Source organism: Hahella sp. NS-SX17, assembly GCF_057367735.1.
Genome location: NZ_CM170632.1, coordinates 3595936 through 3608921 on the forward strand (window position 1 = coordinate 3595936; position 12986 = coordinate 3608921).

Annotated in this window: 13 protein-coding genes; 4 read left to right on the forward strand and 9 right to left on the reverse strand. The window is 54.4% G+C overall.

Annotated elements, in window-relative coordinates; genetic code table 11:
* The first annotated feature begins 453 nt into the window (after positions 1-453).
* Positions 454-759 carry a hypothetical protein gene (locus AC2IBB_RS16070; RefSeq protein ID WP_486333844.1) on the forward strand — a complete coding sequence of 102 codons (306 nt, stop codon included), beginning with the start codon at positions 454-456 and terminating at the stop codon, positions 757-759.
* Between the two features lie 213 nt (positions 760-972).
* On the opposite strand, the gene AC2IBB_RS16075 is transcribed toward AC2IBB_RS16070, so the two are convergent.
* Complete coding sequence (locus tag AC2IBB_RS16075) at positions 973-1587, reverse strand: redoxin domain-containing protein (RefSeq protein WP_486333845.1); 615 nt, start codon at positions 1585-1587, stop codon at positions 973-975.
* Positions 1475-3634, reverse strand: coding sequence for a protein-disulfide reductase DsbD family protein (locus AC2IBB_RS16080; protein WP_486333846.1), 2160 nt, complete (start codon positions 3632-3634; stop codon positions 1475-1477). The genes AC2IBB_RS16075 and AC2IBB_RS16080 overlap by 113 nt, the downstream gene beginning before the upstream one ends.
* A gap of 258 nt (positions 3635-3892) precedes the next feature.
* Here AC2IBB_RS16080 and AC2IBB_RS16085 point away from each other — a divergent pair, with 258 nt between their 5' ends.
* Positions 3893-4684 (forward strand): transposase, encoded by a 792-nt coding sequence (locus tag AC2IBB_RS16085; RefSeq protein WP_486333847.1) that lies wholly within the window; start codon positions 3893-3895, stop codon positions 4682-4684.
* A 46-nt stretch (positions 4685-4730) separates the two neighbouring features.
* Here AC2IBB_RS16085 and gntR read toward each other — a convergent pair whose 3' ends face one another.
* The 5 genes from gntR to AC2IBB_RS16110 all read right to left on the reverse strand — a co-directional run bounded on the left by gntR (position 4731) and on the right by AC2IBB_RS16110 (position 9329).
* Positions 4731-5726 (reverse strand): gluconate operon transcriptional repressor GntR, encoded by a 996-nt coding sequence (gntR, locus tag AC2IBB_RS16090; protein ID WP_486333848.1) that lies wholly within the window; start codon positions 5724-5726, stop codon positions 4731-4733.
* Complete coding sequence (locus AC2IBB_RS16095; protein ID WP_486333849.1) at positions 5723-6328, reverse strand: gluconokinase; 606 nt, start codon at positions 6326-6328, stop codon at positions 5723-5725. Before AC2IBB_RS16095 ends, gntR begins: the two co-directional genes overlap by 4 nt.
* On the reverse strand, positions 6328-7650 hold the full coding sequence (locus tag AC2IBB_RS16100; RefSeq protein WP_486333850.1) for a TRAP transporter large permease: 1323 nt from the start codon (positions 7648-7650) through the stop codon (positions 6328-6330). Before AC2IBB_RS16100 ends, AC2IBB_RS16095 begins: the two co-directional genes overlap by 1 nt.
* Positions 7643-8227, reverse strand: coding sequence for a TRAP transporter small permease subunit (locus AC2IBB_RS16105; RefSeq protein ID WP_486333851.1), 585 nt, complete (start codon positions 8225-8227; stop codon positions 7643-7645). The genes AC2IBB_RS16100 and AC2IBB_RS16105 overlap by 8 nt, the downstream gene beginning before the upstream one ends.
* A gap of 85 nt (positions 8228-8312) precedes the next feature.
* The gene (locus tag AC2IBB_RS16110) at positions 8313-9329 is read right to left on the reverse strand and encodes a TRAP transporter substrate-binding protein (protein ID WP_486333852.1); all 1017 of its coding nucleotides are present in this window, start codon (positions 9327-9329) and stop codon (positions 8313-8315) included.
* 314 nt (positions 9330-9643) lie between these two features.
* Here AC2IBB_RS16110 and AC2IBB_RS16115 point away from each other — a divergent pair, with 314 nt between their 5' ends.
* Together AC2IBB_RS16115 and AC2IBB_RS16120 are read left to right on the forward strand one after the other, a co-directional pair.
* Positions 9644-10717: a helix-turn-helix transcriptional regulator gene (locus AC2IBB_RS16115; RefSeq protein ID WP_486333853.1), complete on the forward strand. Its 1074-nt coding sequence runs from the start codon at positions 9644-9646 to the stop codon at positions 10715-10717.
* Between the two features lie 130 nt (positions 10718-10847).
* Entirely contained in the window at positions 10848-11090 is a 243-nt protein-coding gene (locus tag AC2IBB_RS16120; protein WP_486333854.1) for a hypothetical protein, read from the forward strand.
* A 113-nt stretch (positions 11091-11203) separates the two neighbouring features.
* On the opposite strand, the gene AC2IBB_RS16125 is transcribed toward AC2IBB_RS16120, so the two are convergent.
* Positions 11204-11692: a hypothetical protein gene (locus tag AC2IBB_RS16125; RefSeq protein ID WP_486333855.1), complete on the reverse strand. Its 489-nt coding sequence runs from the start codon at positions 11690-11692 to the stop codon at positions 11204-11206.
* Between the two features lie 63 nt (positions 11693-11755).
* Positions 11756-12910 (reverse strand): MBL fold metallo-hydrolase, encoded by a 1155-nt coding sequence (locus AC2IBB_RS16130; protein WP_486333856.1) that lies wholly within the window; start codon positions 12908-12910, stop codon positions 11756-11758.
* Positions 12911-12986 lie beyond the last annotated feature (76 nt).

The window sequence follows — 12986 nt, forward strand, 5'->3', positions numbered from 1 at the left end:
GAAATCTATTGCCTTATAGACGATTTAATGTCTGAGGGTAGGGATTTCATATTTATTTATGTGGAAGAAGACAGAAGCAGAACAACGTTGACACTGATAGGGAAGAGGTACTGTGTTGAAATTATGACGTCTGCCACATATACAAAGACTATGGGCAAACAGGAATTGCTTGACTTTATAAGGAATTTTGAACATATAAGGAATAATCCAGAGAAGTATTCATTTCATGAAGAGGATGTTTATTGAAGTTTGGCCTCCATTCGTCTCATGTGTTTTTAGTTCGAAAACACCCTGTCGTGCGTGAAATATGGTACTTAATCCGCCGAATTTTAATCAGAAAGAGCGTTTTTCCCAAGCGATGAAATAATATAAAATATGATACTTATTTATGACGGATAGAAGAAGTATATGGTGAGAAGAGCGACTGTTTAGACTCTGAGTAGAGGCGCATTTGTGAACATATTTGAGCTTGTGAAAATGATTGAGAAAAGGCCGGGGATGTATGTAGAAAGCCAATCTGCTACCGAGCTGGATTATTATCTTAGAGGATTTATGCTTGCTTCGCAGGTTAATAATAATGATCCAACTGATACAGATATATATTATGGATTCAATAAGTGGGTCTGTGAAAAACTCTCTATTAGCGCCAATGTGTCGTGGAGAAGAGCAGTAACGTTTCAAGAGCCAAATGAATATTTTGCTTTCAGGATTTTTTTTGATCTATGGAATGAATGGTTAAGGTCGCGGAAGGCCTCGTAAAACCGATTGGGCTGGAGCCATTTATATCACGACCCTCGGCGTCTACAAGTGGTGAGATTGCTCAAAACTCTGTGGGTAAATGGTTTAAGGCGTACGCACTGGATACAAAGGGAAGACCATAAACCTACCCCCATAAGAGTCAAAGAATGAAAAGGCCGATTTCTCAGCCTTTTCCACCATCATTCAGCTTCCACTCCCACTCATTACCCGCTTTCAACTCTTATACTTCACCGTACAGCCGTAGGGTGGGGTGGCTTTGGGATCTACGGGCAGGCCTTCGAACAGGGATTGCATGCCTTTGTCGAGATAGTTTACCGCTTTGGCGATGTCCGCTTTGTTGGCGGAGCGGATGCTGTCGATGGCGCCGGCGTAGCGCAGTACGCCTTCCGGATCGATGATATACATGTGCGGCGTGGTTTTGGCGTCGTACATCTTGCCGACGGCGCCTTCCGGGTCCAGCACCACATGACTGGGCGCAGCGTTGCGGCTGGCGGTGAGCGCGTTGGCTTCATCGGCTTTCACGTAGCCCTGGGTTCCCGGCGCGGAGGAAATGATGGACAGCCAGACTACATCCTCAGCCCGGTATTTGCTTTGCAGGCCTTGCATGTTACCGCTGCCGTAGTGTTTGCCGACGTAAGGGCATTCGTGGTTGGTCCACTCCAACACCACGTACTTGCCTTTGTAATCACTCAGGTTGACGACTTCGCCGTTGCTGTCAACAGCGCTGAAACCGGGCGCCTGATCGTCTATTTTCGGCGCTGCCTGCGTCCATACACTGGCCGCCAGCGTCAACGCCGAGAGTGTCTGTAACAACTGCCTGACTTTCATAACGGATCTCCTCTTTTGCCTGTTCAATGCCACGGATCAACAACTCCGGCGTGAGAAGCTGCGGCAGCACCTGTCCGTCGGCCATGCCCGCGTACACCACATACAGCGGTACGCCGGCGCGACCATAGCGTTGCAGGTAGCCGAAGATCTCATCATTCCTGTTGGTCCAGTCTCCCACCAGATAGTGGACGTTTTCCGACTCCAGCAGGGTCTGCACTTGGCCGGAGGAAAACGCCACTTGTTCGTTCACTTTGCAGGTGATGCACCAGTCTGCGGTCATATTCACCACCACTACGGCGCCCCGGGCGCGCAGGGACGCCAGCTTCTGTTCGCTGAACGCCTGTGCGGCCTGGGACGGGCTCGCGTCCTGCGATGTCTGCGCCAGTCTCAAGGGTTGAAACATGACAGCGAGAGCCGCCACTGCAACCAGCCAGGAGGAAGTCCTGGCCAGATGCTGGCGACTCCAGGCCCAGAACCCCAGACCCAGTAGCGCAATCATTAACCATAAGTGCGCATAGGCGTTGGTCTGTTGCTGGTATATCCACGCCAGCCACAACACAGTGGCCAGCATGGGAAACGCCAGAAATTGCCGGAACGTATTCATCCAGGGGCCGGGTTTGGGCAGGCGTCGCTGCAGTGCTGGAATGAAATAGATCAACGATAAGGGCAGCGCGAATCCCAACGCCAACGCCGTGAAAATAATGAATACCGTCAGGGCGTCGCTGACCAGGGCGACGCCAATCGCAGCGGCCATAAACGGCGCCGTACAGGGGCTGGCGACCAACACTGCGAGCACGCCGGTGAAAAACTGACTGTGGGCGCTGTCGCCCTGGGTCAGCGACTGACCTATGCCCGCCAGCCGTCCGCCAACCGGGGCCAGATCCATCAGGTTCAGTGCGATAAATAGAAACAGGAAGGACAGCAAACCGATGACCATCGGATTCTGCATATGAAATCCCCAGCCCACCTCTGATCCAGCGGACTTGAGCGCCACAATCATCGCGGCGAATGCCATGAAGCTAACCCATACGCCAAGCCCGTAAGCTAGTTTGTGCATAAGCGTGTGATGTCCTTGACGCAACCCCAGCGCTTTGATTGAAAGCACGGGCAGCACGCAGGGCATCAGGTTTAGAATCAGGCCGCCAGCGAACGCCATAAGCATCAACAGCCAGAGAGACAGGCCTTCAACTCCGCCTTGAGATGTCTCTTTTACGCTTGCGCCGATATTGGCTTCGCTACGCAGGTAGTAGCCTTGTTCGCCATTGGTGAGCAGAAACTCAATCGGCTGCCCCTTCGATGAAAGGTATTCGGAACGCGGTATCAGCAGACGGGTGACTTCGCTATCCCTAACCGCCTGTTGCGGCGCGCCGTGTACAACAACATTGCCCTCCAAAGGCAACGCCCGCCAGGAGCCCGTCTGGGGCGCTGTGAAGGCGAGCGCCAAGTGAGAACCGGCGATTTCATAGCGTGCGGAAATGACTTCCTGCGCCGGTAAGTTCAGCCGGGTTTGCTCAAACAGCGGATGATGCTCGCTGGGCGACGGCTCGGCGTCGACAGGCAGGTTCATGGACAAGGTCGCCCAACCGGGGATGCAGTCTTCCAGGCAAACCAGCCAGGAGATATCTACGGAAATATCTGCGTTGGACTGCGACAGCTCGCCAACTTGTAGCGGAACCATCAGCAAGTGCGCGCCGGAATATCCGTAGTTGGTGAGATGGGCGACTGGAATTTCTTCAGGAAGCGGCCACTGAATATCGCCGGCCTGAATGGTTGGCGGCAGGGTCCAGGCGAGGGTGGGCGGCTCCCCGGAATCGCCCGGATTGCGCCAATAGGTATGCCAGTGCGGGTCCGGCTCAAGAATCACCCCGACCCAATGGGTCCGCCCCGGCGCCACACCGTCCCATTCACTGACCAACTGCACTCGAATGTGCTCGCCGGTGGCGCTGTCGGCAGCCGAGGCAAAGCCCGCCATCACCCAAAGTAACAGGGCTCCGCAAATTCGAAGTAAGAAATGCCACTGCCTGGGAACCACCGTCAACACAACCATGGCGCCGACCTGACGTATCCGTGAGAGTAGTCTGCCTATTTTAGGATAATTTTTATACGAGGGAGGAGACCTAACGGATTGTTAATGGAGGGTTGGTTATGGTGATAAGGCTTTAACTTTGTTAAGGATCAAACATTCCTCTTTCAAGTCAACCGTGTGTTTTATTAATCCCGATGACCTATTTACGATCTGTAGTGGTCTAATTATCTCGGACACCGATTTAGGTGGTACGATCGCCACCATATAGAGAGGTGTTCAATGACCAGAAAGCGACGCTCCTTTTCACCGGAGTTCAAGCAAGAAGCCGCCAAGCTTGTACTTGACCAAGGGTATACCTTTTCCCACATAGATGAGCTCATCCAGGCCCTTCGTAATGGTGCGCGTTATGTTGGAAAGTGGAAATGTTCCGCCAAACATAATGCCAAGAACAGGACGATGAAAGTGTTATATACCTTAATCCACGACACGAATAAGTATTTGCGCCCCGCGTTTGACTCATCGCAAATCATTGAGATTCTAGGCGAGACAACACACGAGAACATTAAGTATCGAATTGATATCCGGGTGGCGCCAATCTCTTTCAAAGGAGTAATTGAAACCCCGCTTAGAATGTCCTTTCCAAGAGAAGGGAAAGAGCAGAAAAGTTGCGACATTCCGGATGTCGCCGTTATGCAGGGAAGACTTTTTCTCAGCGCCAAGGCATACGGTGTGCTTAGCCCAGTGATCGGGCAAGACGGGGAATTTCTTCCCGCTACCTACGAGCTAGGCGAGGGATACATTTTCATACCTATGCGGGTTGCAGATGATGTAGATGCAGTTGATACAGAGCACTGCACAAAGAACGACTGGGGCTATTTCAGCCATCTTTCGTTTCACGAGGCTCGTCTGGAGGAGTGGTCAGTATTCAGAACGAAACTTAACGGGTATCAGTCGTTGTACTGTCAGGACTACGTAAAGAAAGCAATCGAAGACGCTCAACTCAGCGGACTGTATATAACGACAGACTTGGCTAATATTTATCCGGAAGAACAATGTTCTGCGCAAAATTGAACTAAAAGCAAAAGGTGAGCGCAGTTGGAGGGGCGCTTCTCGCCCCTCAAATCGTCCCTCCCGGAGAGATCACATACCCCAAATCCATCACGGATTCGAAGTCTGTTTGGCCGTCTAGGCGGGCTAGCAGGGCTTCGGCGGCGAGGGCGCCCATTTCGTGGCGGGGGGTGAGCACGCTGGCCAGTTGGGGCGTCATCACCTGTCCGACGTCGTGGCCGTGGAAGCCGGCGATGGCCATTTCCTGGGGGACTTTGATGCCGCGCCGCAGGCATTCGAAATAGGCGCCGATGGCGACGTCGTCATTGGTGCAGAAGATGGCGTCGGTTTCCGGCATTTCATCCAGAATGCGCGTCATCAAATGCGCCCCCACGCTGAAAGACGAACGCGCCGCATATTGCATGGTGCGCGGCTCCAACCCCGCGTCGCGCATGGCCTGTTGATAGCCTTCCTGACGCTGAAGCGTGCGGGTGTCGAGTCGCACCGAGAGATAGGCGGTGCGACGGTATCCCCGTTGAATCAAGGTGCGGGTCATATCGTAAGCGGCCTGGACGTTATCGAAGCCAATGGCCTGATCCAGCGCGGGACTGCGCGTGTCCATAATCTCCACGCTCGGCGTTCCCGCCGTTCTGATCATCTGCAGAGCGCGCTCCGTATGCCGGCTTTCGGACATGATCAATCCATCGACGTTATAAGCAAGCAAATTGGCGAGGTTCTGCTCCTCCAATTCCGGACTGTAGCCGTAATGCGTGAACATCAAATGATAACCGCGGCTTTCCGTGACCTGCTCAATCCCCCGGATCACATCGGAAAACACCTGATTGGTCAAAGACGGAATCAACACGCCAATGGCGTGACTGCGGGACTTGGACAAAATATCCGGCGCCCGGTTGGGGATGTAGCCCAATTCCCGCACGGCGGTCTGAATTCTGTGCCGCAGGGGCTCAGATACCATTTCCGGCTGTCGCAGGCAGCGGCTTACCGTCATTTTGGTGGCGCCGACCTGATCGGCGATGTCCTGTAGCGTTGGTCTTCTTTTTTTCACAGGGTTCCCTTTGCGTCTGGTGCGGGCTGGCTGCGAGGCGAGCCCAAATAATCAAGCGCCCGTAGGCACGCCGTCAGGACTTCCTCCGCTGACTGGCGAATATCTATGACGATGGCTTCATCAACGGGCGGTTCCTCCAATGCGGCGAACTGACTCAACAGCATATCCGGCCCCTTGAAATAATGACCGCGGCGCTGGCTCAGGCGTTGCAGGATCGTATCAAAATCTCCTTGTAAATAAACATACTGCAATCCGGCGGCGCCTGCGCGCAGCAGACTTCGATACTCTGCTTTTAAAGCGGAGCAGGCCAACACCAGATTTGGTTCACGTTGTATCAGCGCCGACAGATCCGTCAGCCATTGCGCCCGATCATCGTCAGTGAGGGGCGCGCCACGGGCCATTTTTTCTACGTTGGCGGCGCTGTGAAAGTCGTCCGCGTCGAAGAAGGGCAAATCCAGGCGTTGCGCCAGGGCGGCGCCGATGCGGCTTTTACCGCAACCGGACACGCCCATTACGACTATTTTCAATCCGTTTTCTCTCTTTTCTAAGCGGGCTTCGCGGTTTTCTATGTGGGGTCCCATGGTGCGTGGCTTCCTGTCCATTACGCCCACCATAACGCGAGTTGCGGGAAAGCGATCAGCAGCGCCAGAGCGATTAATTGCAACCCGATAAAGGGCAGCAGGGAGATAAATATCTCACCCAGGGAGATGTCCTTGGGCGCTACAGACTTGAGGTAGAACGCGGCGGGTCCGAACGGCGGCGACAGGAACGACACCTGCATGTTCATACAGAACACCACGCCAAACCAGATCGGGTTATAGCCCAGCTCCACCACGATGGGCACGAAGATCGGCATGGTCAGTAAAGCCACGCCTACCCAGTCGAGAAACATGCCCAGCACCAGCAGAATGGCCATCATCAATAAGATGGTGGTGAGGCCGTCGCTGTCGCTGAAAGACAGGATGCTCTCCCGCACAAAATCGATACCGCCCATCAGGTTGTAGACGCCCACCAGAGCGGTGGCGCCGATGCCGATCCAGATGATCATGCCGCAGCTACGCAAGGTAGTGACGCAGCTCTGCTTCAGCATGGTGGCGTTCAATTCGTCGCGAATCAGCGCGCTGAGGGCGATGCCGACTACGCCCAGCGCGGACGCTTCGGTGATGGACGCTACGCCAGTGTAGATACTGCCCAGCACCACTGCGACGGTGAGGATCGGAAACATCAGCGCCTTGATCCAGTTCGGCTGGGTTGTCTGCGACTCCTCGTCGGCGTGATCGGATGGCAAGGGCGCCCATTCGGGGCGTAACTTGGCGGCGGAGAGCACATAGAGGATATACAGCGCCGCCAGGATCAACGCTGGCGCAAAGGCGCCTTTGAACAGGTCGCCGATTGAGACATTGGCGGTCAGCCCATAAATGATCAGCACGATACTGGGGGGCAACATGGTGCCCAGCGCGCCGCCAGCGCAGGTGACGCCGATGGCCAGGCGACGGTGATAGCGTAAACGCAGCATTTGCGGCAGCGCCAGCAGGCCCAGTAAGACTGTCTCACCGCCGATGACGCCGGACATGGAAGCGAGAATGACCGCCACCACCAGCGTCTGCACCGCAACGCCGCCGCGGACCTTGCGGCCCAATCGGTTCATAGCGTCGAACAGGTCGCGGGCGATGCCGGAGTGATCGAGCAGGGCGGCCATCAATACAAACATGGGCACCGCCAGAAAGACATAACTGCCGACAAAACTGTACATACGGCTGCTCACCAGGGGCAGCGCCTGAGGACCGAACCAGCCTAAAGCAAAAGTCAGCGCCACCAGCCCGGTGGCGAACGCCAGTTGCATGCCGGTGAGCAGCAGAATGATCAACATCACCAGCATCAACAGACTGCCATAGGCGATGCCGATAGAAGATAACTCAAACATCCTCGGACGACTCCTTGGCGGACGGATTGTTATTGGCTAACAGTCGTCTGATATCGCGGATCAGGTGCAGGATCATCTGCGCCGCCAATACACAGAATGCAGCGAATATCAGGCCCTTCAGGTACGCGGGAAACTGCGGATTCCAGGCCGAGCCGGATGACTCCAGACGCAGGTCGCCCCAGGGCGCGAACCAGGCCTTTTGCGCCATGAACCAGGAGCCGTAAATCATCATGCCGCAGAAGCTCAGTCCCAACAGGTGATGCAGCAGCTTCAGCCAGGCGCGGACTTTAGGGCCGACGGCGTCGTATATCACCACTACCCGCACATGTTGATCATTGGCGAAAGCATAGAGACCGCCAATCACGAACAGCGCGGCGCCGATAAAGGTGGCGGTTTCATGCACCCAGATAGTGGGCGAATCGAACACGTAACGCATGGCCACTTCATAGAAGGAAATCACTACGACCAGGATAAACAGCAGACTGAGTTTGCGGCCCAGCCAGTTAATGCAGCGGTCGAGCGGATTGCCGGGAGCGGGCGTTTTCGCCTCCTCCAGCTCTTGCATCAGATCGGACATATCAAAGGCTCCTGAAACAGGGCGACGCGGGGCAGTGACGCCTGCGCCCGCCCATAAGGACAGTAAGAAATATGGCGCCTGTAAACTACAGCAGCCCTTGTTGCTTCAGATAGGTGGTCACGGACTCATAGACCTTCTTGGCGTTGGGAGATTGCTTGGCGAACTCCTCCCATTGGCCACGGGCGATCTCGCGAAACTTCATACGCTCTTCCGCCGGCCAGTCGTGAATAGTGATCTTGGGATTGGCGCGGGCGGTTTTGACGGCTTCGATATCCGCCATTCTGAGCTGCGTGCTGATGTCGTGGGCGAAATCCCGGGCGGAAGTGGTGAGAATCTCCTGAATGTCCGCCGGCAGCTTGTCCCACTGTTTCATACCCATGGCGATTTCCAGCAAGGGCAGGGAATGGAAGCCTGGGTACACCGGATGCGGCGCGATGTCATTCATGCCCGCCTCCTGATTGGTGGAGAACACGGTGTAATCCGCCGCGTCGATCACGCCTTTGCTCAAAGCGGTGAAAACTTCCGAGCCGGGCAGATTGACCGGAGCCGCCCCTGCGGCGGCGAACACCGACTGCACCAGCCCTTCCGGCGCCCGTAATTTCAGGCCTTTTAAGTCCGCCACGCCATTTAACGGCTTCTTGGACACGAACGCCTCCAGGCCAGTAGCGCCGCCGCCCACAAACTTGACGCCATAGGGCTGGTACAGCTCGTTCATGAGCTCGTAGCCGCCGCCGTAGTTGATGTAGGTGATCAACTGATCCGGCGACGACCAAGCGCCTACGGTATTGCCGATCAAGCCGAATGCGGGGTCTTTACCGGAAAAATAGCCGGTGACGGATATGTGGCCGTCCAGCACGCCCATACCCATAGCGTCCAGGGTTTCGGTATGGCTCACCACACTGCCGACGGGCAGCAACTCGATATGCAAACGGCCGCCGCTCATGCGCTCAACGCGCTCGGCCCACTCCTGCTGCACTTTGAAATTCTTCACCCCGGACGGGTCTGAAGACTGAAATTTGAGTTTGAAATCCGCAGCGCTTGCGGTTCCGAAGGACAGAGCAGCCGCCAAAGCGCCCGCTGCGAGAGAGGTCGATAACTTCATATGATCGCTCCAATTCTTATTTTTTAACGGAGTATCGCCGCCGCGAGTTGCAGGCGGCTTCAGGGTTAACGCAATTCATGCTAGGCGTGTTACCGGTAACATTCTAATAAATTTGTTACCGGTAACTTTATTGATTTAATAACTATTAACTATCAGCTTAAAGGTAGTAAAAACTTCCCCTTTTTCATCAAAATCAGGGTGAATAATGATCAATATGCTAAAGTTAAAGTACTTAAAGAACGAAGTTTTATACGCTAATTCAGAGTTATAGCAGGGGCTGAGAATATAGGGAAAATGATTAGGGAAAGTCGGCGATGGAAAGTTACTACAAGACAATATTGAGCTTGATAGCGCAATCCCCCAACTCAGACTCGCTCTTCCAGTCTTTCTTGAGGCTGCTCACAGAAATCGCCAGTTGTGACAGCGCAGTGTTTCTGATCACGGATCTGAATAACCTGGGTGATTCGCATAGCGACTATATCTACAACGTCCCCAAAGAGCATCAGAACACCTACGAAAGTTACTATGACCAGATAGACAAGACTAATGAGACGATCTCGACGCGCCAGCGAGACTTGGTATTTGTGCAGGATCTCCCTGAAGCGGAGATCAGCCGGGAAGTAGAAGCTGACTTCATGGCGCCCAACGGCTACAAAGGGCGCGCCGCGTTCGCTTTCCCCCGTAGTAATAATTATGTGACCAACCTTTATTTGTGCCGGGACGGCTACTTCTCAGACAACGACAAGGAAATGCTGGTCCGCTCAACGCATTCCATTCGTTTGACGGTGCAGGAAATTCTGAACAATGAACGCCGTAAGAACTTTGCGCGTTCGCTGCTCAATGCGACGGGCAGCCTGGGAGGGTTGCTTGGGTACGTCATCGTGGATGACAAATTGAATCTAGTGGATATGGATTCGGATCTGGTGTTTCTGTTCGTTAAGAAGCAAATAAAAATAGAGAACAAGAAGGTTCATATCTATGAGCCGGGGTTGGCGGAAATGATTGAGATGTCCGCCCGTTACGGCGCGTGCCTGACATACCCGGCTCAGGATTTACAGTACGCCTATGAAATAGCCGTGGCCCCCACATCGCAGCTAAAGGGGCTGTTGCCCTGGGAGTTGCCGCCGAACGGGGTGGTGATTGCGGTCTACGACTGTCATCGCTGCGTGATCCATTTAAAGAAACTGATGGATTGCTATGGATTGACCCGGGCGGAAGCGGAAACCACGCTGCACTTCTCTAAAAAGCCCCACAACAAACTGTTGGCCACAGAGCTATCGAAAGCGCCGGAAACTGTCAGAACCCATGTCAAAAGAGCGATGCATAAGATGGGCGTGCACTCACAGACGGAGCTGGTGCGTCTGGTGCTGACCATCACCATGCCGTGAGTCGGCGGTCCGCGCGGGTTTCGTGCGGCGTCGCCCCCAATCAGGGTATTCCCAGTATTCCCAATTGACTCTACTCTTATCATGACGACATCAAATGGCGGTATCGAAAACACAGCAAGAGGGGTTAACAGTGGGCAACTGGGAAGTGTGGCCAAATTCGGCTGACGAAGAGGCGCTCTATTCTGTCACGATGAAGGAGGACGTGATGTCTTTGTGTCCTGGCGTTAAAGGCTCCACACTGGAGCCCAAAAGCCGATCACAGTCGTTGGAGCATGCAGTGGAAAAATATAAGCAATATTTAAAGTCCGAATCAGACAAGCTGAAAGCGCAGAAAAACGAAACTGGAAAGAAAGGGCAAGGCGAAAGGGCCTGACGACGGTAAGCCAGGGGAGTTAATGATAAATCTCGGATGACCTTCAATGATACGCCGCGCTAACCGCCAATATGATTCAGCAGCGCGGCTTTCCAAATACTGTCAACCTAGACTCAAGCCGCCTCTTCGAAACTGAGGCGCGCCGCCACAAACTTCAAAAACTCCGGGAGGGGGATATAGCGGTCATATCCCGTGACATGTTCCTCGCGGGTGGGGAACGTCCATTCACCGTCGCCGTCGCTATCGTCTTCCATCCAGCTTAGTAGATTGTAATGGGAGGGCAGGGAGACGACGTAGCTGATAGTCTTGTCCTCCGGCTTGCCGCTGCGCCATGGCAATCTATCAGGGGCGGCGGCGTCGATGTCCGGCTGAGATTCGAAGCCGGTGGCCCACTCAATGGCGCGGGTCAGATCAATATACCCCACCACTTTCGCCGCAGCGCTTTCCAAGCCGCGCCAGAAATAGTAATCCGGCGGTTCAAAGGCCCAGGGCGCCACGTCGTAAACTAACCCGGCAGGGTATTGGATAGCGACAAGGTAGTGAACGCTGCCGGCTTTTCCTGGGGAAGCGCCTTGGTTCCATACGGGTAACGAGGTCGTCATTGCAAATAATCACCTGATTAATAACATGCCAGTATCATCGCCATATTAATAATGGCTGAGCGCTTATAGAAACTCCGGTTGCGCCGACGGCTCTTTATCCGCGTACTCAGTCGGCTCTGTATTTGCAGGCATCAATTCCCGCCACCAGTAGGTTTGCTGCGCGGGCTCCGCCAGCACCAGGGGCGCGCCGATCATGGGCGTGCGCAACGTCACCTGACGCTCCCGCGCAAGTTCCGCAATGCGCTCAAGGGGGTCATACCAGGCGTGCATCGCTAAGTCGAAAGTGCTGTTGTGAATCGGCATCATCTGCTTGCCCCGCAGATCGATATGAGCCTGCATGCTTTCTTCCGGGTGCATATGCACGCCGGGCCAGTTCTGATTGTAAGCGCCGGTTTCGATCATGGTCAGATCGAAGGGGCCGTATTTATCGCCAATCTCTTTAAAGCCAGGAAAATAGCCGCTGTCGCCGCTGAAAAACAGCCTTTCTTTGCTTCCCAGCATCACCCAGGACGCCCACAGAGTCGTATTGCCGTCGAACAGACCGCGACCGGAAAAGTGCTGCGCAGGCGTCGCCGCCAACGTCACAGGCCCAGCCTGCACTGACGACCACCAGTCCAGCTCAGTGATTTTTTCCGCAGGGACGCCCCAGGCCTTTAGCTGTCGGCCCACGCCAAGGGGGGTATAGAAATGCTCGACGCGTGAGTTTAGCGCCTTGATGGAGCCTGCATCCAAATGATCGTAGTGATTGTGTGAAATCAGCACGCCTTTGATTGGCGGCAGTTGCTCCATCTCAATGGGGGCAGGGTGGAAACGTTTGGGGCCGGCCCACTGCACCGGGGAGGCCCTGTCCGAAAATACCGGATCAGTCAGCCAGAAGTCGCCTTCGAAGCGAATTAACACGGTGGAATGGCCCAGGCGGTATACTGCGTTACGTTCTTCGCTAAGCAATTGCTCAGATTGCATCGGCTGCAGTGGAATCGCCTTATCCGGACGCGCGGCGGCGCTTTTATCAAGCAGGAAACTTTTCAGCATTTTACTCATGCCTGCGTTCGCCTGAGTTGGTACGGCATTGTGGAACTTGCCCTCATGGAAATTAGACGAAGCGACTGGCGATGTCGGCGCGCCCAGATCGGTCAATGTGGCGAGAGTGTCGTCGTTTTGCATGGCTAAAGCTCCCAATGTGATAACAACCAAGCCGAATAACAGGCGTTTTTTCATGATGTGTATCCAACCGGTCTGTTCAACTATTATCTGTAAACTATACGGATACCTGTAAACTACACCGAGCAGTTTA

Excerpts from the sequence above, each read along its gene's own strand:
- AC2IBB_RS16115 (WP_486333853.1), top strand. The coding sequence starts at position 9,644 with ATGGAAAGTTACTACAAGACAATATTGAGCTTGATAGCGCAATCCCCC.
- AC2IBB_RS16105 (WP_486333851.1), bottom strand. The coding sequence starts at position 8,227 with ATGTCCGATCTGATGCAAGAGCTGGAGGAGGCGAAAACGCCCGCTCCC.
- AC2IBB_RS16095 (WP_486333849.1), bottom strand. The coding sequence starts at position 6,328 with ATGGACAGGAAGCCACGCACCATGGGACCCCACATAGAAAACCGCGAA.
- AC2IBB_RS16075 (WP_486333845.1), bottom strand. The coding sequence starts at position 1,587 with ATGAAAGTCAGGCAGTTGTTACAGACACTCTCGGCGTTGACGCTGGCG.
- AC2IBB_RS16100 (WP_486333850.1), bottom strand. The coding sequence starts at position 7,650 with ATGTTTGAGTTATCTTCTATCGGCATCGCCTATGGCAGTCTGTTGATG.
- AC2IBB_RS16085 (WP_486333847.1), top strand. The coding sequence starts at position 3,893 with ATGACCAGAAAGCGACGCTCCTTTTCACCGGAGTTCAAGCAAGAAGCC.
- AC2IBB_RS16125 (WP_486333855.1), bottom strand. The coding sequence starts at position 11,692 with ATGACGACCTCGTTACCCGTATGGAACCAAGGCGCTTCCCCAGGAAAA.
- AC2IBB_RS16080 (WP_486333846.1), bottom strand. The coding sequence starts at position 3,634 with ATGGTTGTGTTGACGGTGGTTCCCAGGCAGTGGCATTTCTTACTTCGA.
- AC2IBB_RS16110 (WP_486333852.1), bottom strand. The coding sequence starts at position 9,329 with ATGAAGTTATCGACCTCTCTCGCAGCGGGCGCTTTGGCGGCTGCTCTG.
- AC2IBB_RS16130 (WP_486333856.1), bottom strand. The coding sequence starts at position 12,910 with ATGAAAAAACGCCTGTTATTCGGCTTGGTTGTTATCACATTGGGAGCT.